22 protein-coding genes, 1 tRNA gene and 3 pseudogenes are annotated in these 21,964 nt (G+C 68.7%); 15 read left to right on the forward strand and 11 right to left on the reverse strand.

Annotated elements, in window-relative coordinates:
- Positions 1-27 precede the first annotated feature (27 nt).
- The gene (locus IE262_RS30860) at positions 28-462 is read left to right on the forward strand and encodes a DUF2267 domain-containing protein (RefSeq protein WP_189878302.1); all 435 of its coding nucleotides are present in this window, start codon (positions 28-30) and stop codon (positions 460-462) included.
- Between the two features lie 261 nt (positions 463-723).
- Positions 724-828: pseudogene (locus IE262_RS39790) on the forward strand (NAD(P)H-dependent oxidoreductase); the annotation flags it as partial.
- Here the strand turns inward: IE262_RS39790 and IE262_RS30865 are convergent.
- Positions 829-1,740, reverse strand: a complete 912-nt coding sequence (locus IE262_RS30865; RefSeq protein WP_229877604.1) for a hypothetical protein — start codon at positions 1,738-1,740, stop codon at positions 829-831.
- A gap of 386 nt (positions 1,741-2,126) precedes the next feature.
- On the opposite strand from IE262_RS30865, the gene IE262_RS39795 reads away from it, so the two are divergent.
- Together IE262_RS39795 and IE262_RS30875 are read left to right on the forward strand one after the other, a co-directional pair.
- Positions 2,127-2,414, forward strand: a complete 288-nt coding sequence (locus IE262_RS39795; protein ID WP_229877605.1) for a hypothetical protein — start codon at positions 2,127-2,129, stop codon at positions 2,412-2,414.
- A gap of 32 nt (positions 2,415-2,446) precedes the next feature.
- A tRNA-Gly gene (locus IE262_RS30875) sits at positions 2,447-2,516 on the forward strand.
- A 498-nt stretch (positions 2,517-3,014) separates the two neighbouring features.
- Here IE262_RS30875 and IE262_RS30880 read toward each other — a convergent pair.
- Positions 3,015-3,902, reverse strand: a complete 888-nt coding sequence (locus IE262_RS30880) for a hypothetical protein (protein WP_189878304.1) — start codon at positions 3,900-3,902, stop codon at positions 3,015-3,017.
- A 48-nt stretch (positions 3,903-3,950) separates the two neighbouring features.
- On the opposite strand from IE262_RS30880, the gene IE262_RS30885 reads away from it, so the two are divergent.
- The 4 genes from IE262_RS30885 (at position 3,951) to IE262_RS30900 (ending at position 7,794) form a co-directional block, all read left to right on the forward strand.
- Positions 3,951-4,130, forward strand: coding sequence for a hypothetical protein (locus IE262_RS30885; RefSeq protein WP_189878306.1), 180 nt, complete (start codon positions 3,951-3,953; stop codon positions 4,128-4,130).
- Positions 4,131-4,292: 162 nt separating this feature from the next.
- Positions 4,293-5,039 carry a hypothetical protein gene (locus IE262_RS30890; protein ID WP_229877606.1) on the forward strand — a complete coding sequence of 249 codons (747 nt, stop codon included), beginning with the start codon at positions 4,293-4,295 and terminating at the stop codon, positions 5,037-5,039.
- A gap of 117 nt (positions 5,040-5,156) precedes the next feature.
- Positions 5,157-6,281: an esterase-like activity of phytase family protein gene (locus tag IE262_RS30895; RefSeq protein WP_189878308.1), complete on the forward strand. Its 1,125-nt coding sequence runs from the start codon at positions 5,157-5,159 to the stop codon at positions 6,279-6,281.
- Positions 6,282-6,657: 376 nt separating this feature from the next.
- Positions 6,658-7,794, forward strand: a complete 1,137-nt coding sequence (locus IE262_RS30900) for a methyltransferase (RefSeq protein ID WP_189878310.1) — start codon at positions 6,658-6,660, stop codon at positions 7,792-7,794.
- A 118-nt stretch (positions 7,795-7,912) separates the two neighbouring features.
- Here IE262_RS30900 and IE262_RS39805 read toward each other — a convergent pair whose 3' ends face one another.
- Positions 7,913-8,947, reverse strand: coding sequence for an MmyB family transcriptional regulator (locus IE262_RS39805; protein ID WP_229877607.1), 1,035 nt, complete (start codon positions 8,945-8,947; stop codon positions 7,913-7,915).
- Positions 8,948-9,066: 119 nt separating this feature from the next.
- Positions 9,067-9,132: pseudogene (locus IE262_RS39810) on the reverse strand (hypothetical protein); the annotation flags it as partial.
- 179 nt (positions 9,133-9,311) lie between these two features.
- Between IE262_RS39810 and IE262_RS30915 the strand changes: the two are divergent.
- On the forward strand, positions 9,312-9,941 hold the full coding sequence (locus IE262_RS30915) for a hypothetical protein (protein ID WP_134043728.1): 630 nt from the start codon (positions 9,312-9,314) through the stop codon (positions 9,939-9,941).
- 103 nt (positions 9,942-10,044) lie between these two features.
- Complete coding sequence (locus tag IE262_RS30920; protein WP_229877608.1) at positions 10,045-10,512, forward strand: hypothetical protein; 468 nt, start codon at positions 10,045-10,047, stop codon at positions 10,510-10,512.
- Between the two features lie 260 nt (positions 10,513-10,772).
- On the opposite strand, the gene IE262_RS30925 is transcribed toward IE262_RS30920, so the two are convergent.
- Positions 10,773-11,309 carry a GNAT family N-acetyltransferase gene (locus tag IE262_RS30925; protein ID WP_189878312.1) on the reverse strand — a complete coding sequence of 179 codons (537 nt, stop codon included), beginning with the start codon at positions 11,307-11,309 and terminating at the stop codon, positions 10,773-10,775.
- Positions 11,310-11,691: 382 nt separating this feature from the next.
- On the opposite strand from IE262_RS30925, the pseudogene IE262_RS40710 reads away from it, so the two are divergent.
- Positions 11,692-11,859 (forward strand): annotated as a pseudogene (locus IE262_RS40710) (M15 family metallopeptidase); the annotation flags it as partial.
- A 146-nt stretch (positions 11,860-12,005) separates the two neighbouring features.
- On the opposite strand, the gene IE262_RS30935 reads toward IE262_RS40710, so the two are convergent.
- The 3 genes from IE262_RS30935 to IE262_RS30945 all read right to left on the reverse strand — a co-directional run bounded on the left by IE262_RS30935 (position 12,006) and on the right by IE262_RS30945 (position 15,191).
- Positions 12,006-12,575 (reverse strand): hypothetical protein, encoded by a 570-nt coding sequence (locus tag IE262_RS30935; RefSeq protein WP_229877609.1) that lies wholly within the window; start codon positions 12,573-12,575, stop codon positions 12,006-12,008.
- 507 nt (positions 12,576-13,082) lie between these two features.
- The gene (locus IE262_RS30940) at positions 13,083-13,847 is read right to left on the reverse strand and encodes a class I SAM-dependent methyltransferase (protein ID WP_189878316.1); all 765 of its coding nucleotides are present in this window, start codon (positions 13,845-13,847) and stop codon (positions 13,083-13,085) included.
- A 345-nt stretch (positions 13,848-14,192) separates the two neighbouring features.
- On the reverse strand, positions 14,193-15,191 hold the full coding sequence (locus IE262_RS30945) for an ArsR/SmtB family transcription factor (protein ID WP_189878317.1): 999 nt from the start codon (positions 15,189-15,191) through the stop codon (positions 14,193-14,195).
- Positions 15,192-15,293: 102 nt separating this feature from the next.
- On the opposite strand from IE262_RS30945, the gene IE262_RS30950 reads away from it, so the two are divergent.
- Together IE262_RS30950 and IE262_RS30955 are read left to right on the forward strand one after the other, a co-directional pair.
- On the forward strand, positions 15,294-16,262 hold the full coding sequence (locus IE262_RS30950; protein ID WP_189878319.1) for a hypothetical protein: 969 nt from the start codon (positions 15,294-15,296) through the stop codon (positions 16,260-16,262).
- Positions 16,263-16,303: 41 nt separating this feature from the next.
- Positions 16,304-16,759 (forward strand): hypothetical protein, encoded by a 456-nt coding sequence (locus IE262_RS30955; RefSeq protein WP_189878321.1) that lies wholly within the window; start codon positions 16,304-16,306, stop codon positions 16,757-16,759.
- Positions 16,760-17,457: 698 nt separating this feature from the next.
- On the opposite strand, the gene IE262_RS30960 is transcribed toward IE262_RS30955, so the two are convergent.
- The 3 genes from IE262_RS30960 to IE262_RS30970 all read right to left on the reverse strand — a co-directional run bounded on the left by IE262_RS30960 (position 17,458) and on the right by IE262_RS30970 (position 20,000).
- Positions 17,458-18,198 carry a peptidoglycan recognition protein family protein gene (locus tag IE262_RS30960; RefSeq protein ID WP_134043746.1) on the reverse strand — a complete coding sequence of 247 codons (741 nt, stop codon included), beginning with the start codon at positions 18,196-18,198 and terminating at the stop codon, positions 17,458-17,460.
- A gap of 391 nt (positions 18,199-18,589) precedes the next feature.
- Positions 18,590-18,781: a hypothetical protein gene (locus tag IE262_RS30965; RefSeq protein ID WP_189878323.1), complete on the reverse strand. Its 192-nt coding sequence runs from the start codon at positions 18,779-18,781 to the stop codon at positions 18,590-18,592.
- 226 nt (positions 18,782-19,007) lie between these two features.
- Positions 19,008-20,000 carry a LysR family transcriptional regulator gene (locus IE262_RS30970; RefSeq protein WP_189878325.1) on the reverse strand — a complete coding sequence of 331 codons (993 nt, stop codon included), beginning with the start codon at positions 19,998-20,000 and terminating at the stop codon, positions 19,008-19,010.
- A 109-nt stretch (positions 20,001-20,109) separates the two neighbouring features.
- On the opposite strand from IE262_RS30970, the gene IE262_RS30975 reads away from it, so the two are divergent.
- Together IE262_RS30975 and IE262_RS30980 are read left to right on the forward strand one after the other, a co-directional pair.
- Positions 20,110-20,733: a LysE family translocator gene (locus IE262_RS30975; protein ID WP_189878327.1), complete on the forward strand. Its 624-nt coding sequence runs from the start codon at positions 20,110-20,112 to the stop codon at positions 20,731-20,733.
- 192 nt (positions 20,734-20,925) lie between these two features.
- Positions 20,926-21,714 carry an alpha/beta fold hydrolase gene (locus IE262_RS30980; protein ID WP_189878329.1) on the forward strand — a complete coding sequence of 263 codons (789 nt, stop codon included), beginning with the start codon at positions 20,926-20,928 and terminating at the stop codon, positions 21,712-21,714.
- Positions 21,715-21,964: the final 250 nt, after the last annotated feature.

Consider the following 21,964-nt stretch of genomic DNA (forward strand, 5'->3'; position numbering starts at 1 on the left):
CGCGACAGAAAGGCAGCCACCACAGTGATGACCGGCCAGCGTCACCCGCTCCAGCACACGCCGGCGATACCGTACGAGCAACTTCTGGAGAGGGTCCGCTACGAAGCCGCCTACCCCACGCGGGAGAGGGCCGAGGAAGCCGTCCGCCTGGTCCTCGCGGGACTCGGACGTCAGCTGACCGGGGACGAACGCGTTGAACTCGCCGCCCGCCTCCCTGCCGATGCCGCACGCATCCTCACCGCACAGATCCCCGACACCCAGCCGCTGACCGGCTGGGCCTTCGTCCAAGACCTCGCCGCCCGCACCGGCGCCCCCCTGGCCACCACCCGCTGGGACACAGGATCCGTCCTCTGCGCCGTCGCAGCCCTGGCCGGACCCGACCTCCTCACCCGCATCCTGCACCAGCTCCCCTCCGGCTACGCGCTGCTGTTCGGCCGCGCCGAACTCACCCCAGCCGCATAGGCATCCCCTCTCCTCCCGGCGCCAAAGCGCGTTGGTGACGGTGACGGTGACGGTGACGGTGACGGTGACGGTGACGGTGACGGTGACGGTGACGCGTGCACGGGTTGCGCCGGTTGCGCGGGTTGCGTGGCCCCCACTCCTTCCCCCCGGCGTCGTGTCCGGAGCCGGGGAGGAGGGGAGGAGTGGGGGAGCCCAGGCGCCGCTGGCATGGGTCGTCGGGGCGGATGGCAGGCCTGGTGAGCTGCCTGCCCCAGGGGCATGCTGTACCGCGCCGACCGGATGACCGGCGCGGACTACCCGGAAGTCGCCAGGGCCTGGGAGCAGCGCCCGCTCACCCTGGAGTCGACCGAGCCGATCGCGTTCCGGTCATCGCTCGCGTCCTTCGTGTCGCTCGCCGGGCAGGGCGGGGCCGCGGGCGAGCAGGATGCTCAGCGCCACGTAGTCCGATCCGGGGCGGCGGGCGGGCATGAACACCTCCAGCCGATCCCCTTCGGTGCGGTAGCCCGCCTTCGTCGAGCGCGCCGAAAGGGCCCGGCTGCCGACGTGCCCGGCCAGTCCCCGTACGTCGAGCCGGACGCCGCTGCCCGGGCCCGCGGAGACGAGGGCGATCCGGGACCAGGGCACTTGCCCGGGGAAGGGGTCGAGCGTCAGCCCCTCCCCGGTAAAGGTCAATGCGCCCCAGCGGAGTTCGCCGCCCGCGCCGAGCTCGTCCAGATGGCGCTGCGCGAGGGCCTCGGCGACGGCTTGCGTCGCGGTCGAGACGAAGCGTTCGCCGGTGTCGGGGGTCGCCCGCGAAAACAGCCGCCAGAAGCCGGACTCCTCGCGGACCTTGACGTAGTCCAGGCCCCTCAGACGGATCCGGCCGCCGAGATAGGGACGGATCACGGTCTTGAGCACGTCGTGCGAGTGCCCCAGGTTGATGTGGACGGACACGCGGGTCGACTCGACGGACGCGATCTCCTGCCACGCGTAGCGCAGCGTGGGGCGTCCGGGTCGGCGCAGCTCGAAGCCGTGCTCGTACTCACGGATCCGGATCCGGGTGTGCCGCACGCAGAGGGCGACGCACACGGCGCCCGCCCCGAGCACCGCCCAGAACGCGAGGCGGAACGAGGACTCCTCGTCGTAGTGGTCGCTGAAGAGGGTGCACAGCACGATGAACGAGATCACGAGCGGAACCAGCACGGTCAGGGGCCTGCGCGGCAGGGTCCCCTGATAGGTCCACACCCGCTTCCCCAGCCGCCCGGCACGCTCCCGCCCTGCCGCCGCGCCTGCCGACAACGCACACCTCGCATGATCGTCCGATACCGCGCCGTCGAGTCTCGGGCGGGTGCGTGCGCGGGGCAACGGGAGAACTACTCAATTCCTGTGCGCCTGCGGTGCCGTTGCCGTGCGTCGGTGAGATGGCCGCTCACGGAAACGGGGGGCAGCCACGGGCGCGCTCGTCGGCCTCGCCGGCGAACTGGCGCCGCTGATCGGGCGGCGGGCGGAGACGGCTCCATCGCACGGATGCTCTCCGGCGCGCTCCGACTTCCCCGACGGCGTGTACGTCGCCGAACTCGCCGACCTGCAAGACCCCGAGCTGCTCGCACCGAAGGTCCCCGGCACCCTCGACATGGCGAACCCGGGGCGCCCGGCGCCGATGCGACGTCTTCCTCGTAGAGCCGGTGCCGGCGCCGTTGCCGGTGCCGTTGCCGGTGTCGGACCCGGAGGTAGGGAACGGCGTTCGCGCACTGAGCGGCAATCCGGCCATCGCACTGTTCACCGACCGGGTCGCCGCCATGCTGCCTGGCTTCGCCGTGACCGTGACCGTGACCGTGACCGAGTCCGACGCCGCCGCCGAGCGCGTACGCCGTCTGGACGGATTGCCCTTCGCGATCGAGGCCGCCAACCGGTCAGCGAGCCGTACTGTGCTGCGCGCCCCGGGCTTTGGCCTGAGCTATAGTGGATCTTGAGCTGGTCGCCACAACTCCAGTCGGCTGGCGCTGCGTTGGTGGTCCAAGGAAAGACGCCCCGCTTCCTGCGGGGAAATGCAGGTGCAAGGCCTGCCCGGCGCTCGATCACGGGGCCCGTCCGCGCACTTTGTGGACGGGCCTCAAGTCAGCTCAGATTCGGGTGGTGACGGCTTCCTCCAGGCGGACCTCTGCTCGGGTGTTGCAGCGGTCCTTGTCGGCATCGATCCAGGGGAGGAACTTGGTGCGTTCAATAGCCGGCGCGGTCCTCGGCCTGAACCGGGAGGGTGGTGCGGTCGCCGCAGAGGGTGGCGGGTTCGAAGTGGTGGTGCAGGAGTCAGGGTGTTGATCCGGCTGCCCTGTGAACTTGTCTGATTCTCTTCACCCGCCTGAACGCCTGGCCCACTCGCCGGGCGCCCAAGGTCGGCAGAACATCCGGCGGTTCCCGCCGTACCCTCAGCGATCAGCTGGGTGGCTTTATCGAGCAGTAGTGACGTCACTTGTCGATGGGTTTGGGGGGGCACCAGGTCTCGTGCCAGGGCAGCCTCGGGATGCTCCTGGTGATAAGTGCTGGTCATGCCACAGATGTTGAACGGTGACCGGTCAGAGTACGGAGTTGCGTCTCAGGATCGACACGGCGGACACGGTCCGGTACCCGCGCCATTCGAGGGCGGCGGCCGGTGAGTAGCTCGTGAAATCGACCAGCCAGCCGCCGTCGTCCTGCTGCCCGGCAGCCAATCGGCTCAGCTCGGTGTCGACGACGTCCGAGTCGTACAGCGTGCGTGCCGGACGGCCTGGAACGGGGGCGACGTCGAGTGGGCGGATCACCTCGTCCGCGGCGCCACCTTCGACGGGTAGCAGGCCGTTGTCGGGGATGAACCGCCGGAGGAGGTCGAGCAGGGCGCCCGCTTCCGGGCGGGTCTCGGACGCGGCGTCGAGGAAGCGGATCGCGAAGGACAACGCGATCGCGTGGGGTCTGTCGCTGATCGCTTCGATGGCGGACAGGCAGTACTGCGTCGCCTGGTCGAGCCAGGGATGGGCGGCGACGGCGGGGTCGCATGCGGCCACGCGCAGAGCGGCGCCGACTGCGAACGCGGTGCTGTGCAGGGTGGAGACCTGTGGGTCGGCCTGCGCCCAAAACGGTGCGCAGCCACTGGCGTCCGTGACGGGCAGCGCAAAGGGCAGGCCGCCGTCGGGCAGGGAGACCGACGCCAACCAGTCGCACAGTTGCGCCGCGTGGGGTGTGGTGGCAGGAGCGATGTCCTCCAACACCTCGAAGGCGTGCAGGGCGCCCGCGGGCTGGCTTTCGGGGGCACGCAGGTCCGGCTCAAGTCCCCATCCGTATCCGCCGTCCGGATTGCGGTAGCCGTCAAGGGCGGTGAGCACGGGGCTGGCGTCGGTTTCGCCGAAGAGCAGCTCGAACCGTCGACGATCGAGCACTCGGGCATGCGTGGCCATGAACGAAGCCGCCGCAGAGAGGTCTACATTCATGCCCTCACCCTGGCACCGGCGCAGGCGTTCGGCTTGAACGTTTCGGACGTGCCCGCAGACAGCCGCTGGCTGAAGGGCGCCCGGCTGGCGTCACACGTCCCGCTGCGGCAGCCGGAAGAGCCCTCCGCCGACGGCGTCTCACTGCTGCTGGTCATGCAGGCACGGAAGACGCCACCCGAAGAAATCCGACAACGAGCGGCTGTGACCGACTGCGAACCGGCACCCTGATGTCGTCCGACTGCTCCGCCCACGACCAGCCGGGCGGTAGAGTCCAGATGTGCGTTGATCTTCCGGGCGGCGGCCATGTGCAGCCGCAGATGGTGCAAGGCGCCCCCGCGACAGGGTGCCCCACTAGGCATACCCGCCACCACTCCACCGGAGATCCGCACAGTGACCGCTCAGCAGCCTCTCACCTACAACGCGTTCGTCGAACTCGCCGCCGCTGATCCAGCCGTCGTCGGCCTTGTCCTCAAAGGCTCCCGAGCCCACGACGGCATGATCACCCAGCACTCCGACCACGACCTGTACGTGGTTGTCGCCGATAACGCTACGACCGAACTCACCAGGTTCACGGGCCACCGCACCCCCGAGTTCGACCTCGTCATCGTCTCTCTCGCTGAATTCCGCGCAGCCGGGATGCCCGGCTTGGAACGCTACGCCCTTGCCCGTGCTCAAATCGTGCTCGACCGACTCGACGGAGGCATCGCCCACATCCTTGCCGACAAGGCCCGTCTGGGCTCCGATGAGGCATTCCAGGACTCCGGCCGCTGGCTCGACGCCTATGCCAACGCCCTCTACCGCTCCATCAAGAACCACCGGGACGGCCAGGCCCTCGCCGCTCGCCTAGACGCCGCCGACAGTATTCGGTTTCTTCTGAAACTGCTCTTCGCTCTCGACCGTCGCCCCCGCCCCTACAACAAGTACCTGGAGTGGGAACTCGCCCGACACCCGCTGCCGGGCTGGGACACTCGGGGCCGTGTCTTTTCAATGGGCCCTGGTCGCTGGGCGACGTGCGACGTCTCGCGTGAGGTTGCACACGGTCAGACGATCACTGGATGCACTTACTCGTTTGAGGGCGTGAAGAGGCGATCATACAAGCGCCTGTGTGTGCTCACCACCAGCGGATATCGCTTTTAGTTTTCAGGTAAGTGCGCAGGGTAATTAGCTGGTGCCGATGAGGCGAATGTACGTCTCGGGCCGTGTCGGCCCGCTCAATCGCCCTGTTCAGGCCGCTTTCCATGCAGGAGGAAGCTTATGCGCCGCCATGCCCGTATCGCCATCGCCACTGTCACCGCCGCCCTCGCCCTCTGCAGCAGCGCACTGGGCTTCGCGGACGGCAGCGCCGTCGCCCGCGACCAGAACGACGAGCACAAGTGCTCCGACTACGTGAACATCGACGGCTTCTCCGACTCCCTCGACGGGACCCTTTTCAAGAAGAGGTATGTCGGGGACCTCTCCGGCCTCGCTGTCGACAGTGACGGCTCCCTCGCCGCGCTCTCCGACCGGTCCACCCTGTTCCGCCTGGAGGCGAAGAAGGGTACGGGCGGAAAGCCCGAGGCGAAGCCGATCGAGATGAACGACGTCGTCGACGAGAAGGGATACCCCTCACTCGACTCCGAGGCCCTGGCGATCGACCACGACGGGACCCGCGTGATCACCTCGGAGATCGAGCCGTCCATCCGGTTGTACGACAAGTCCGGCGCACTCCGCGGCCAGTTGCCCGTGCCCGACGCGCTGCGCGTCGAGGATCCCGCGCACCCCGCGTACCGGGCCCGTGAGAACCGGACCCTTGAGGGGCTGACCCTCCAGCCCGACGGCAAGACCCTCATCGCCTCCGTCGAGGGGCAGCTGAAGGACGACGGCGCGGACGCCGACGGTCGACCGCTACTGCGGCTGCAGACCTGGACGCGGGGTGTAGGACAGGGGGTGGAGAAGTTCACGGTCGCCAAGCAGTACGGCTACCCAGCCGACAGGGACACCAGATACGTCTCCGAGATCGCCGCGGCCGGCGACGGCCGCCTCCTCGTCCTCGAACGGGGCCACATCCGCAACATCGGCAACATCGTCCGCATCTACCTCGCAGACCTGAGCCAGGCGAGCGACGTCACCGGCGTCGGGAAGCTGACCGGCCCACCCACCGGCGTAAAGCTCGTGAAGAAGACCCTGCTTGTCGACATCGCCAAGTGCCCCGACCTCGGTGCGACCAACCCCCAGACTCAGCCCAACAAGCTGCTCGACAACATCGAGGGCATGGCCGTCACCGACCACACCTCCGATGGGAAGCTCAAGCTCTTGCTGGTCAGCGACGACAACGCGAACGTGAAGCAGGTCACCCGCCTGTACGCCCTGACCGCCACGCTGCCGGACAACGGGTCCTAGACAGCTCGGGATGCACAGGTCACGGCGGGGTTGGGAGCCGAGAGCCTGGCCCCGTCCCCGAGCGGGACGATCGGCTGCTGCATGGACGCCCGCCGCAACCCACGCGACTACGAGAAGCCCGCCCGCTGACCTGGCCGGGCTGGTGTGTTTGGAATCCGAGCAACACCTGTGCGAGCCTGCTGCCGCTCCTCCGAAAGGGCTGCCCCTGATGCTCGGCATGGTTGTCTGGGACGTCCGCTCTCGTACTTCGACGCGAGAGCGGTAACGACCACCTGCCTCAACGCACCCGCCTGTCCGATGGCCAGGCGTGGGTTCAGTCTGCTCCTCGTCGAAGTGCTCTTCGTGCCCCTGCACGTTCGACCACGAGGAGTACCTGGTGTCCACCATCCACTGGACCGAAGGCCACACCCACCAGTCCGCCCGCTGGCATTCCGAGAACGCCGCCCCTCTCCCACAGCGAACCGTCGTCGCCGACGACCGCATGAAGGCCAATGACGCCTACCGACAGGCGTGCGAAGGAACAGCCCTGCTCTGGCAGGGTGACTTCCACAACGCCCGGCGACTTCTACAGGCAATGGGCCGCCGCATCGACCGCAAGCAGCCAAGGCCCAGCACTTCCCCGAGTGAGTCCTTTCACCTGCACCGACGCAGCAGCAGTCACCGCGCCCGTGTCCTCGGAAGGCTCCTGGTGCTGTTGGACGAGGATTACACCCTGGGGTTGCGCCGGGCTCCCGACGTCCGCCAGGCGTGTCTGGAAGCCTACGGCCCGCCAAAGGGACCCATAGCGGTCTCTCTCCGGGAACTGCTGGGAGTGATCGGCGCTCACCAGTGGCGCCTGAAAGGGGTCGACGTGCCCGCGCTCGGCACCCGCATCCACCCCCACTACGGCGTGTTCTCACCCGTCAGAGGCGAGTACGTCAACCTGGTCGCCCACACCCCGCTGCCACCGGCGACCCGGCACAGTCCCGCCACCAGTACCGCATTCGATCTCGGCACGGGAACCGGCGTGCTCGCTGCCGTCCTGGCCCACCGCGGTATCAACCGCGTCGTGGCCACCGACAGCAGCCCACGCGCCCTGGCCTGCGCCAGGGAGAACGTCCACCGGCTCGCACTGACCGACCGTATCGACGTATCGGGCCCCGACCTGTTCCCCGAAGGCCGCGCCGACCTCATCGTGTGCAACCCGCCCTGGCTCCCCGCCCGTCCGACCGGCTCCGTCGAACAAGGCGTCTACGACCCGGACAGCACCATGCTCCGCGGCTGCCTCGCTGGACTCTCCGCCCACCTCCGTCCGGGCGGCGAGGGCTGGCTCATCCTGTCCGACCTGGCAGAGCACCTCGGCCTCAGGACACGTCAGCAACTGCTCGATGCCATCCAGGCGGCGCATCTCAGCGTTGTGGAGAAGATCGACACCAAGCCCCGGCACCCACGCTCCAAGGACACCACCGACCCACTCCACACGGCACGAAGCGCCGAGACCACGTCCCTCTGGCGTCTGATCACAACACCATGACCGGCACCCGGATCACACAACGGCATCTCGCCGCCCAGTTCACCAGGTGAGCGCATTCCGTGAGTGACGCCACGCTCACGGGATGCCCCGATTCTCGCCGACACCGCAGTTGGCCCGGTCACTGAACAGCTGTGGGTGTTGTGTAGCTTTTGGACAGGACACTGATCCTCGGGGAGGGGAAGATCGTGCACGACTTGGGGGGCGTTGCTCTTCGCGTGCTGCGCTGGGTCGGCTCCGGGATGGCCGCCGTGCTGGAGTATGTGAACCTCCGTGACGGCCTTCGAGGGCTCAAGCGCGGAGCGCGCCGCTCACGTTGAGAAGTTCCTCTGCTGGATATGGCCTGGCGAGGGGCTGCCGGCCGTGAGGTGGGCAGCCCCTTGGGATCAGTGACGTCAGCCGGGATCGTCGCCGGTCCGCCCACGGTGTTCTGCGGAGGGGGACGACAGCAGGGCTGCTGGGCATGGCCGATCGGGGGCTTCCGGGGTGGCCGACAGGGCGGTGATGGGGCCGGCTGGTAGGAGTGCGGGCAGTTGCGGATCGAGGGGCTGTCCGGTTGATCGCGTGCCCGCGACGGTGACTGCGGCGGAGGGACCTGATGAGTGCGGCAGAGGTGCCTGCACTCGCCAGAGCGCGAGACCACCGCAGGCGCCTCGCCCGTGTCAGGCCAGCCACCGCCGATCAACCGCGTCGGTCGCCTCGGCGCACGCCCATGATGAGAGCCGTGAGCGGGCCCCGGAGGCGAGGGGCCGTCGGCGCGGACGCCGTTCGTGCCCCGCGGGAACTCCAGCTTTTCCGCATCGGCGGAACCCGCGGCCACCGTGTAGACGACGAGGCGGACGTCGCAGCCTGGGACGGTGAGCACCTCGCAGTCGCACGTCACCGCGCCGACCTGCACGATGGCCCCGGGGTAGTTGACGAGAGCCGTGCGCAGGTCGGCGACGAGGGCGGGGGTCATGGCGTCGCCGTCCTGGAGCACAGGCCAGGCCGCGAGCCCTGAGGGGCCTGCGGCGAAGACCGCCCGCGCCAGGTTCCGCTCGACGGGTGTCCGTGCGCTGGGGTCGCCCAGCAACACTGCCCACGCGGGAGTCCAGGACAGCAAGGTCCAGTCGGCACCGAACACGCCCACGGGGAATTCCCCGAGGCGCGCCAGCATCCGTTGGACCCCCGCTTGGACGCATGCAGGTCTTCCATCGGCCTTCGAGGGCCTCCTTGTTTGCACTTGGCCGCGAGTTCGGCGGCGGTGGTGAAGTAGACGTGGTGACCGGCGTCGACCGCGGCCCGGCCGAGCGCGACGGACAGCACGGCCTTGCCGACACCGGGCGGCCCGACGAACAGCACGTTGGAGCGCCTACATCGTTAGGGGGATCGCTTCACCGGCGGGCTCGTCCGTACGGCGGAGAGAGGTAGCGACCGCTGACTGACGTGCAAGGAACGGGAGTTGAGCAGGATCGGTCGTGGCGGAGCGGAGGTCCTTGCACTCCGCGCATCGGTTCCACGACCCCGAATGGAGTTCCACCATGTCCAGATTCAAGCTGCCCCACCGCGCCGTCACGTTCCTCGCGGCGACCGCCATGGTGGCGACCACCGCGGGGATCGCCTTCGCGTCAACAGCACCCGCGTCCGAGCCCGACAGGACCGCGCGGGCCTCCGCCCCTTCCGGGACCGTCACCTCCAGTCTCAAGGGCTGGGGCCGTATGGACTACCCCGACGCCGGTCAGGACATCCAGGTCACCGTCGACGCCCACGCCACTTTCAAGGGCGTGGGTTGGTCCAAGCCCGACAAAGCCTGGGGCACCTTCCGGGTCTACCACCGGATGCCGGCGACCAACGGCGAGCCCGAGATGGTCAATTGGGGCGACTTCAAGGTCGACTGCTTGACCAGCGGCGGCCCCACCGCCACCGTGACCGGGCGCATCATGCGAACTGGGGGCAACACCGGTGCCTGGGACGGCTATCTGAAACGGCACATCCGCATGGGGATCAGCTTCTACGTGGGAGCGGGCAAGGACAGCGGTCCCAGCCGCATCGGGCTCTCCGGAGGCACCGAGGAAGGCGAGCCGCTGCTGAGCAAGTGCATGGCGCCGGCGGCCGACTACAAGGTGATCAAGGGCGGCTACGACCTCACGGACAAGGCGCAGGCCGGGTAAGGACTCGACCCCGGGCAGCGTGCCGGACGCTGGCAGCTTCCTGGCCGTCATCCGACTGTGGTTGCTGGCATGATGATGTTCATGACCATGTACCGAAAGGCCGATGCCGCGTAGACGGCCCGGCGCGCTGCGCGCCGAACAGTCTCCCCGTATCGCATGGAGCCTGCCTCCAGACCGCATCCACGGCCTGTCGACCCGAACCAGCGTCGCGATAGACCAGGTGGAGCGGCTCTCGGGCGACTACTACCTCTACCCGGGCGCCACCGACCGTGCACTGCGCCGGTACCGGGCCTTTCTCCAGGCACCGGGACGTCGGCCCCTCTATCCGCAGGACGCGGAGTGTTCGTGCCGCGGTTGTTCCTTCGACGACGTGCGGCACGCCCGCGACGTGCTTGAGGAGGTTGTGCGGCAGTTGCCTTCCCGGCCCCACGCCGAGTTGCAGCAGCGAGTACGTGCTTTGGACGCCAGGTACATGGAGCGTACGTTGCCGGATCCGTTCGCCGTTCAGCGGCAGTCGCGTTCCGACTCGTGGTGGCGTCGACGCCTGGCCGGCGGCCGGGAAGCTGGGTGAGGAGCCCTGATCCGGCCAGGCGGATTGGCGCCGTAGGGGAAGCGAACGACGTGGTCGGAGCCGACCAAACAGTCGCGGTACTCGGTTCCGTCCTCGCTGAAGTGGAGGGTGGAGAAGTACAGGGGCAACACCAGCCAGGAGTCCCACCCGTCCACATCCCCGGGGTCTGCGTCTCTGCACGTACGGCGCCGCCCTCCCAGAGCTCGGAGTACACGTAGCAGTCGTAACAGGTCGCGGGGCGAGCGGGGTGCGTCGGCCCGTCAGCGCCGGTCGGCGATGAGTGACCAGACCTCCACATCGTGCCGGACGCCGCCCAGCGTCAGTGCCGAGCGCAGCACGCCCTCGCGCTCCATGCCGAGTCGTTTCGCCACCGCGATACGGGGCTCGTTCCCGGTTGCCGCCGCCCACTCCACACGGGACATGCCCCGGGTTTCGAAGGCCCACTCGGTCATGTGGCGGGCGGCGCGGGTCACCAGTCCACGGCGCCGCGCCTCCGGTGCGAGCCAGGCTCCCAACGAGCAGACCCCGGTCCGGGCGTCGAAGGTGGCGAACCCCGCTCCTCCAACAAGCAGTCCGTCGAGCCAGATGCCGTACACCCGCCTGCCGCCCCTGGCCTGGGCATCGGCATAGCCCTGCAGCCAGCGTTCGGCCTTGGCCGGTTCGTCGATGTCCGTCGCCCACGGCATCCAGGGGGTGAGGTGGACGCCGGAGCGAACGACGAACGCGTAGAACTCCTCCGCCCGCCAGGGTTCGAGGGCACGGAGCTCGGCCGCTTCTGCGAGGGGGTGGCTGAGCATGGGGCTTCCGATCGACTGAGGGGGACAACGCGCGGCTCCCCAGCCGGGCGGGGGGCCCAGCCAGGCCGGTTCGGGCCGATGCCGACGGCTCAGGCTAGCGCTGTACCGGCCCTGTCATCCCCCTCCTTCGGCTCGTCAGCGTCTGGTGATTGCCTGTTCAAGATGTTCTCCTGCCCGGGCGGGGACCAGAGTTCCGGTCGACCGAGATGTGAGGCGCCGGTCGCCTCTCTCCCCACATCCGGGACTGTGTGTCGGGCGTAAGCCGAGCAGCCGCTCCTGGGCACAGGACGAGGCCGCCCGTGGAAGGACTGGTTCGTCCCGCATGAGCATCATCAGCTTCGTCCTCAGACGACTGTGCGGCGGGCTGCTCCTCCTGCTGGTCGTGGATGCGGGCCCGGACGAGAGCGCGGGTGCCTGCTGCACCCATGCGGACAACATCACCGAGGCGGCCCGCGGGCATCGGCAGGCGCCGGCAGCCGCGTTGACTGCTGCTGGGTTCGTCAACTACCACTACCCAACAGAGTGGTGGCACTGGTCGTTCGGATGGCGGCGTTCGGGGGGTCCCGGCCGTGGCCGGCAACGGACCCACCTTGTCGGCGTGTACGACGCGGCCGTGGACCAACTGGTGATGCACGTCGAGGGCAACTCGCCGTTGCCCGGGGGCGTCGCCGGTTCGTGGAGCGTGCACCCGGCAGCTCAGGACAGGAAGCGGCCGTACGGGCCGTTCCGTATGCCGTCCTTCTGTTGCTGATTGAAGTGGCAGTTCGGGTAGTCGTAGAACGAGGCGGACATCGGTGTGCCGTCGGTGCGCGAGGAGTCGGGCAGACCGAAGGCATGGCCCAACTCGTGCACCATGCCGCCGTACCACCGGTTCATCGCGCCGTTGATCCCGGCGGCACCGTCGGCGTCATGGCCGCTGAGGATCACCCAGCCGCCACCTCCACCACCGCCGGAGACACCCGCCTTCTCTGCGCTGACTTCGCCGACGCACAGCCAGCGCGAGTCCGGGGATCTGAGACCGAACCTGGCCATCAGCTCCTGCTGCATGTTGAAGACCACCCACCAGTACTCTTCGCCGCCGTTCGGCGTGTTCTCGTACCAGGACCGCGGGTGGTTGCCCTCGACCACCTCCACCGCCGGGTTGTTCAGTTTGAACGTCACGCCGAGTTCCTGGCGGTAGAAGCGCTCTGACTCCTGCATCACCCCGGTGATGCCGTTGGGGTACCGCGAGTCGTTCGCCACGTCCGACGGCTTGAGCCAGAACACTCGGACCGTCCCGGTCGGCGGGTCAGCGGCCCTCCGCTCTGCCGATCCCGTCGCCGCCTGGGCGGTGCCGGTGAGCGCCCCGGAACCGAGCGTTGCGATCCCCCCTGCCGCCGCAGCCAACACCGCGCGCCGCGTGAACGTACATCTTTCCACCGGGCACCCTCCCCATCGAGGCGCGAACATGACAAAATCTCGCTTGTCGAACAGTGTGCGATATGTCGACTGTCCGGCACAGGTGACATCAGGCCGTAGTCGTGAGGCGTCTCAAGAGTTTCGGTTGCCGAGCGGGCAGGAGCAGACGCCAGTGCGTGGGGTCGTGGAGCGCTCCGAGACCGTCGTACACGCGTCGTCCCACAGGGCCGGTAAAGATCTGGCGAGTGCCCGGCCCGTCGAAGCGGCTGAGTGGGCAGCCCTGCATCCCGCCCGAGGGCGCGCTCCCATGGGTGCAGGCCCTGGGGAGTGTCTTCAAAGTCCTGTCTGCCCGGCGCCGTGTAGTGCGCACGCTCCCTAAAACATTCCGGGAGGGACAGGCCCGGCGGTACCGCGTCGCGCCACGAACACGAACTCCCTGCCCGGCCGGTCGGGTGCGTCGCGTACGTCCTCGACGACGAAGCCGTGCTCGTGCAAGTCCCCCTCGATCTCCGTACGTTCACGGAAGCGAAGTGTCGATTCCGAGATCAGTACGTCCCCGTCCGCAGAGAACACGTGCGTACCCCGGAAGCTCACCAGCGGCAGGCTCACGTCCGTCAGCTCGGCCCAGGTCTCGACGTGGCCGACGCCCGGGATGTCCGTCATGCGGTACGTGGTCTCGCGCGTCCACTCCGCCCATTCCTCCCACACGCGCTGCGCCGGATCGCGCGTCTCGAAGACAAGCCGCCCGCCGGGCCGCAGCGCCTCGTACGCGCCGCGCAGCGTCGTACCCCACGCCTGCGGATCGGCGATCGCCTGGGCGACGTTCCCGGTCATCGTCACCAGGTCGATCTGCATGGGTGGCAGGTCCCCCGCGTCGCCGTCGAGCCAGCGCACCCGCTCCGCGCCCGGCTTGCCACGCGCGACGTCGACGGACGCCCGCGCGGGATCGATCCCGGTGACGGTGATCCCGCGCTCGGCGAGCAACAGCGCGAACACCCCTGTACCGCACCCGATGTCCAGCACGGACCGCGCCCCGAACTCCTCCGCCATCGCGAGATACGCGTCGAGATCGCTACGGTCGGGATTGAGTGGGTCGTAGAGGGCGGCGAGGCGCGGATGCCCGAAACATGCGTCAACCATGGAGGCGAACGTATGCGGCCCCCAGCCCGCGCGGCCACTGCTTTTTCGCGTTACGGCGCCAACTGGGTGGCCGCCCAATCTGTGCTGGTGAGGAAACGGGCGGGAAGCGCGTTGGGGGGCGTGTAAGTGGGGTGCGGGGGCTGCTTGCACAGGGCGCGGGAGGTCGCTGTGGGCGGGGAGAGAGCCGCCATCTTGGGTTCGGGCAGGCCTGGGTTGTCCTGTTGCCCGCCCGGCCGGGGCGGTGAGGACACCCGGGGGGGGACTCAAGGGGTGGTCAGGGGGGGGAGGAGGAGCCGGGACGTCAGCCGCGCAGGCGGGTGGTCCGGGGGGTGTGTTCCGTCCTGTTTACCGGTTTCTGGTCAGTCGGGATCCTTCGGGTGTACGGCGGTAGAGCACTGACCGGCCGGACCGGGCGCGGATGACGAGGCCGGCTCGGTGCAGTACGCCGAGGTGGTAGGAAACCGTGGCGGGGCTGAGGAAGTGACGTGCGGCCAGCTGAGCGGTGGAGGCGGGTTGTGTCAGTGCGGCGAGCAGTGCCGCGCGGGTGGGGCCGAGTAGCTGGGCTATCTCGGCGGAGGGGTCTGTGGGGGCGATGGCGCCGGCTGTGGTCCTGTCACGGACGGGATAGACGAGCATCGGGGGCCGGTCTCCATCGCGTGTGGGGTCCACGGCCACGGCCGGCCGTGGTGCGATGAGTGACGGTACGACGATCACCAGGGGCACGGGCAGCGCGATCCTGAAGCGGCTTTCGATACGTAGGGTGCCGTCGGCCCAACGGATTTGCGGGTGCAGGGAGTTGAAAAGTCTTGCTGCGCCGTGCCCGGCCAGGACTCCGGCGCAGCGGTCGATTTCCGTGTCGAGAGCGGTCTTGGCGGCCTCCCAGTGCGGGGCGAAGGCCAGCTCCCAGTAGCGCCGCAGCTCATTGGCCGCCTGCCGGGCCACGTGTGCACCACCGCGTGCCATGGCCCGCTGTACGCCTGCCGGCAGCGGGGAGCCGGCGAGGCCGCTGCAGGGCCGCCCGTTGCGCAAGGCGTCCAGCTCGCTCAGGACACGCTCGGGCGGGGTGCACCGGACCCGTTCCAGTTCCTCCTCGACGGTGGGGGAGGGCCCGCAGGGATGGGGGCTGAGGAAGTCGGGGACGTATCCGGTTCCGTCCAGGCTCAGTTCGGACAGCAGCGGCAGCCGCGCCCGGCGCAGTACATGGCGTGCACGAGCGACCCACGGGTCGGCGTCGGGGGCCGGCTGCAGGCCCCAGGACAGCAGCGTCGCGACGACCTCGTGCAATGGCGAGACGGCGAAGCGGGAGCGGGCGAGCCCGACGGCGTCCACGGTGAGTTCGATCATGACCCTCTCGCTGTGTGGTCCTGCTGATTCAGCGGCCCGTCCCTTCGAACGTGATCGAATCATGGCACGAAATGTCGCGGTGGCAGCTCTGACCGGCGCAGGGTGGTGGCACGCAATTCGCATGGCCAGTGGCCGCACCGGATCGACTCGTTGCGCCGTGAACTGCAGGGGAGGAACCTGGTGCGTCGTCACCACAAAGCCGCTGTCGCAGTGGCGGGCATCGCGACGATATGCGCAGCGGTGGCGGGCCTCACCCACGCACAGCCTCAGATATCCCCGCAGCGCCCTGACGCGCTCAGCGAGGGAGAGAAAGACCTGCTGCACGAAGCCGAAGAGACGCTGACTCGTTCCTGCATGGCGGGCAAGGGCTTCAAAACCTGGGTGGTGCCCCGGCGGCCCGTGCCCGACGACCGCGAATTCCCCTACGTCATCGATGACGTGGCGTGGGCATCCAGGCATGGATATGGAAGCGGCATCCTCGCACAACGCGCCAAGGTGCGCGTATCCGACCCGAACCGGCAGTACTTCGCTGGTCTGACATCGCCGGAGCGGCAGCGTGCGCTGGACGCACTTCATGGCGAGAAATCCGGGAAGCGTATCTCGGTCAAGTCCCCGAACGGGATGACATTCAGCCGTGTGGACGGCGGGTGCACCGCAGATGCCCAGAAAGCGCTCTACGGGGACCTCGAAACGTGGTTCCGGGTTCTGACCGTCACGGATGCTCTCGAAACGCTGCGCAGCAGCATGACCGCCGGCGACGCCGAGTTCGCAAAGTCGGTCAAGGACTGGTCCGCGTGCATGCACGCACGTGGACTCCCCTACAAGACCCCACAGGAGGCCCGTGCCGCATTCTTGAACTCCCATCGCCGGATCAGCCGGGAACGGGAAATACGCGCGGCGGTCACCGAGGCACGCTGCGCGGAAAGTTCCGGACTGTCCCGCACCATTCACCGCCTCGACGAGCAGCACGGCAAGCGGCTGCGCCAGCAGTACCAGGACGAGGTGCGCACCAGGCTCCGGATGGAGAACGAAGCACTTCCGCACGCCCGAGCTGCCGTCCGTTCGTCGTGACGGGCCATCCATCACAGCAACCGATTACGGAACAGGACACCATGAAGAAGATCAGTATCGCCCTGACCGCTCTCACTCTCACGGCCCTGGCCGCGGCCGCCCCGTCTGCCTCCGCACAGCCCGCCCAGCCGTCGCCGGCTCCGAACAACTCCGTGGCCGCGGCCGCAGCCGCGGACGGCTACCTGTACGCGTGGGACGGGTTCGCACGCAGCGGAGCCCAGTGCCGCTGGCAGGGCAACGACGACAACTGGGACACCTGCTCCGGCATCAGCATGAGAAACCGGGCGAGTTCCCTGGAGAACCGTGGCTACGCCGGCGCCTACGAGGACGTCGACCTGTACTACAGCCCCTCCTGGCAGGGTTCCAGGAACTGCCTGCCCAACGGCTACTACCTCGACAACCTCACAGGCATCTATTTCCTGTGGGACGGCAAGGCGGGCCAGGGGCAGACGATGAACAACAACATTGCCAGCCACCGCTGGTCCAACAACTGCTGACGCCGGCCGGGGGCCCCTCCGCCCGCGCAACAAGCAGGGCGCACCGGCGGGTGAGCGGTGAAGCCGCTGTTGTTCGGGGCATGCGATCACTCTGGACGCGCAGGGGATCCGGACCGGGTGGGCTGACGGCCGCCGGCGCGTGAAGGAAGGGCCTCCTGAGCAGTTCGTGGGCTGTTGAAGAGCGAACTTCAGGAGGCCCTGCCGCAGTTGTACGTTGTACGCGCTCCCGCCTGCCGGCAACGCCGGCGCTTCCCTGCCCCCACCCTGGCTTCAGGCAGCAGACTCACCCTCCCGGCCTTCCACGTGATCAGTGCACCGTGGCCGGAGCACATGACCGGACGAACGCCGCCTCAGCGTCCGCCGAACGTCCAGGCGAGCGGCCTGGTCCGAAGGCACACTCCGACGTCAGAAGCTGAAGAACAAGTTCGGGTTCGTGAACGAAGAACTGGCCGAACAGCCAGCTGAGCAGCGGGCAGATGGACTGCACACGGTTTGGCTGGAGACGCAGGCTGAGCACGGCAGGAGATGAAGCTTGCCTGCCTGGAGTTCATGCGCGTCAGCCGGGCAGTTCAGCTGCCCGGCTGATCGTCGCACGGGACCTGGGCAAGCTACTCGGTCGGGTGAAGACGCCGGATCATCGGAACCTTCCCTGACACCTGGGCGTAGCGCCGTGGCTGCGCGGGCCGCATAACGAAGCCCTAGGCAAACGTGGCGCCCCAGGTGGCCGGCCCGACGATGCCGTCGACGCTCAGGCCCTTGCGTGACTGGAAGCTGCGGCAGGCGGAGTCGGAGCCCGGCCCGTACTGGCCGTCCACGGTGAGGGAGAAGCCGTGCGCGCTGTTCATCCGGTACTGCCACGTCGCCACGCTGGCGTGCACGAAGGTCGGCGGCTGGCGGAAACTCACCCCGGGGTAAGGCAAGGGCCCGCCACCGGGGTTGACCTCTCCGCTGAGTACCCGGGTGTACAGGTTGCCCGGGCAGTCAGTCGCGTGGTGGTCGCGGTGGCCGGTGATGGCCTGCGCGGCGCCGCCCGACACCCGCAGGCGGTTGATCCCGTAGCGGATGGCGTCGATCAGCCCGGCCGTGATGGTGTCGTAGTTGCTGCTGGTGCCGCCGGTCAGCGCGCAGACCGCGTACCAGTCGTCATTGCCCTGCGTAGTGCCCTGGGCGGCGGTACGGACGTACTCGCCGCGGCCCTGGAAAAGATAGCCGTGGACGCAGGCGAGGTGGCTGTAGGCGATGTCCGACCAGCCGTTGGAGTCCATGTGGAAATTCTGGATGCCCCGAACCTGGCCGGCGCAGTCGGCGTGGTTGGCCTGGGCCACCTTCACGGCGTCGACATGATGGACGACCACGCCACCCTGTTCCGGGGTGATGTTGCTGCTGACGCTCTGCGGCGCCCGGGCGCCCCACTGGGAGCGGGTGACGAACGTGGCCATCAGCTCCGCCCTCCTCGGCCCAGGGCACAACCGACGGTGGCGTTCAACGGCTCGGCGTGGGCGTTGCGCGCTGCCTCGGGGCCATAGACAGCGGCGGCGTGGCGGGGGTGCGTGACGATGGGAAGCTCGCGGCTCCCCGCCGGGAGGGGAGTGGCGGCACGCACGGGTCCGGCACATATGACGGGTAGCGCGAGCGCACCGCTGGCTGCCGCCAGCAGCGCAGCGCGGCGAGATGGGCCGTGAGTCAACGGTCCTCCAGATGGCGTGAAGTGGGTTTCGATTGTCCGGATCTTGACAGGGTCCCGTCAAGACATCGGAGTTCCGCGAACCTCCGCTGCACCGGATCGAACTAGGACTGGCCTGATGGACCGTGTCGCAGCCGCCGTGCGCATCATGCCGGAGCAGTGGGGGCAGCCAGCTGCCGGTCATCGGCCTGCCCCACCAGCTTCTGACGCAGTGCCCGATCGGCGGTACGGCGAAGCAGGACAGGCAGCGCTTCTTTGAGGGCGTCCTTGCGCCAGTCTTCCCCCTTGTTGGGCACCCCGTACCGGCTGCGGGACGGCGCACACAGGGCGTCGATCACCGTGGGCAGCGTCTGGTCCGGCAGGTCGTCGCTCGCCGGTCCCGAACTCCGTAAGAGGTCGTCAGATGCTGCCGTCGACCGCTTCGTCGGGCGCTCTGGAAAGCGAACAGGGCTGGTGACACGTGAGATGGGGCCGACGAAGGCGGGGGTGCCGACGCCTGGCCGGCTGTCGGCGTCGATGGTCGGACGGAGCGGGGCCAGCCGCTCCGGACCAGGTGGTGTCGATTCAGAACCGGGGGCTTTTCAGGCTCCGTGCGGTGAGCTTCGATGAGCGTTGTTTTTCTTGCAGGGGAGCCTCCCAGGTGGCGGTGATGTCGCGGGCGACATCACGTAGGAGGTCGATGAGCATGTCTGCGAGTGGAGTGAGGCCGGCGTCGGTTCTGGTCACGGCGTAGAGCTGGCGGTAGGGCCTGGGGTGGGCCAGTTCGCGATGGGTGGTGCCAGGCGCGTGGGTCAGGGCCAGGCGCGAGACCAGGGCCACTGCGATGCCTGTGCCGACGAGGGCCTGGGCGACGTCGTAGGACTCGGTCTCGAACCGCACGGTGGGAGTGAAGCCGGCCTCGCGGGCAGCGTCGTGGAACTGTTCGCGGGCGGCATGGCCGGCCAGGATGGAAACCCACGATTCGTCGCGCAGTTGTTCCAGGTGAAGTGCGGTGTCCGCGGGCTGCCCGGTGGCCAGCGGATGGTCATCGGGAAGAACCACGACCATCGGGTCCAACAGGAGCGAGTGGGCCCGTACGTGTGGGGGCGGCGTGAGCGGCGTGCCCCAGGACGCGACGATGGCCACGTCCAGGCGCCCCGCGCTGATCTCGTCCGCTCCGCGTCCGGACACCACGTCGATGACGGAGACGTCGGCGTTCGGATGGCGGTGTCGCAGAGCCGTCAGGGCCGGTGGCAGCAGGTGCAGGGCAGCCGCCTGGAACGTCCCGATCCGCAGACGGAGCAAGAGGTGGCCGAGCAGTGCGGCCAGTTCCGCCTCGGCCCTGTCCGATGCCTCCTCCACAGTTCGACCGTGGGAGGCGAGCAGCGCACCAGCCTCGGTGAGCGTTGCTCCGCGAGGACCACGGATGACCAGGGGCACCTGCCAGTCGCGCTCGGCCTTGGCCACCTGCTGGGTGACCGCCGCGGGCGTGAGTTGGAGTGCGTGAGCCGCCGCCGTCAGGGAGCCGTGCCGCTCGATCAGCGCGAGAAGCCGCAGCTGTCCCGGATCCACCAGCATTCACTGATCCTAACGCTGCACCCTTCTCTTTTAACTTCTCTTAGGGGCGCGAGACGGGAAGCCTGGTGGCACACCCAACGGCCGCAACCCCCGGAAGGGGTTTTTTCCCATGCCCACACATGTGCCTGTTTTCATCGCCACCACCTTGCTGCTGGCGATGCTGCCAGGCGCGAGTCAAGCCCTGATGATCCGGCAGGTTCTGGAAGGCGGCCAACGTGCGCTCCAAGGCACGCTCGCGGGCAATGCCAGCGGCTTCCTGCTGTGGTCCACGGCCGCCGCGGCCGGGCTGTCCGCCGTCCTGCTGGCCAGCCCCACCGCGTACGCGGTGCTCCGGATCGCAGGCGGCATCGTGCTGATGATCCTCGGGGTGAAGACGCTACGGACCGCGCTCACCACCGTTTCCACCCGCCCGCCCTGCGAGGGCGGGCGCCGCACTGGCTTCGCGGGCGGATATCTCACCGGCCTGATCACCAACCTCGGCAACCCCAAGGCGGGCGTGTTCGCCGTCTCGGTGCTGCCCCAGTTCGTGACCGCGAAAGGCCCGGTGTTCCTGTCAACCGTCGCCCTGGGAGCCCTGTGGGCGCTCGTCAGCGCCTCCTGGTACATGTTGCTCACCTGGGCCGTCAGCCGAGGGCGCGCCCTGGTGTCCCAGCCGACCGTCCTGCGGGGACTCAGCGTGACCACCGGCGTCGTCCTGCTGGGGCTGGGCGCCGCGGTGGCAGCAGGTGTCTGAGGGCCGGGCCGGTACTTCCTCCAGCGCCCGACCGCCAGAGGCATCTGCCGCCTTGTGTACTGGCCGCCATGAGGTTGCCTTGTATGACCGGTGGCGACGAAGCACCCCGAAACGACCGCCCCGGCTTCGCCGTACGCTCAGGCCCGGGGCCACGCGGGTACTCTGCCCGACGGCACGGGAGCGAGGAAGCCGATGACGTACGCCATGACACCGGACGGAACCCGCATCGCCTACCAGGTCCAGGGCCAGGGGGCGCCGCTGGTCCTGCTGGCGGGCCAGGCCAACAACCACCACTGGTGGGATGCGGTTCGTGCCGACTTCCATCCCGCTCGCAGCACCCTCACGCTCGACTACCGCGGCACCGGCGACAGCGACAAGCCAGACACCCCCTACAGCACTGAACTGTTCGCCCAGGACGTCATCGCCGTCCTCGACGAACTCGGCATCGACCGGGCCGACGTCTACGGCACGTCCATGGGCGGACGAGTGGCCCAGCAGATCGCGGCCCGCCACCCCCACCGGGTAGGCGCCCTGGTTCTCGGCTGCACCTCACCCGGCGGCCCGCACAGCGTCGAACGCGGCAACGACGTCCGCCAAGCCCTGACGCAACCTCAGCCTGGAGCCGCGCGACAGGCCCTGCTGGAGCTGATGTACACCCCTCGATGGCTCGCCTCCCATCCCGGCCCGCACCACACCCTCGGCGACCCTCGCATGCCTGCCCACGCCCGGCGCCACCACCTCGCGGCCAGCAACCAGCACAACGCCTGGGACCTCCTGCCGGACATCAGCGCCCCCACCCTGGTCGTCCACGGAAGCGACGACCTGCTCAACCCCACCGCCAACGCACCCCTGCTCGCCGACCGCATCCCCGACGCCCGACTGCACCTGGTGCCCCAGGCCAGGCACGCCTACTTCGAGGAGTGCCGCACCCACGCCAGCCCCCTCGTCCTGGATTTCCTCACCACCGCGCCCAAGCCGTAAGAACAGCGCAGCCGATACTCGGACCCCCTGCTGTCCACCGCGCACCAGCGACTCCCCGACCACACACGGCGGCCAGACCGTCCGTGACCCCGCACCTCGGCCGCGCGGCCGTCCCGCCACATTGGGACGACGATCCGGCGGGGACCTACGAGTTGCCGCGAGTAGTACACCTCATGGCTGGCATCCATCCCAGTAGATCTCATACGCGCGCCGCGCGCCGACTCCACCGGGGCATGATCGACCAAGGCAC

The organism is Streptomyces bluensis (assembly GCF_014650715.1).
Classification (GTDB): Bacteria; Actinomycetota; Actinomycetes; order Streptomycetales; family Streptomycetaceae; genus Streptomyces; species Streptomyces bluensis.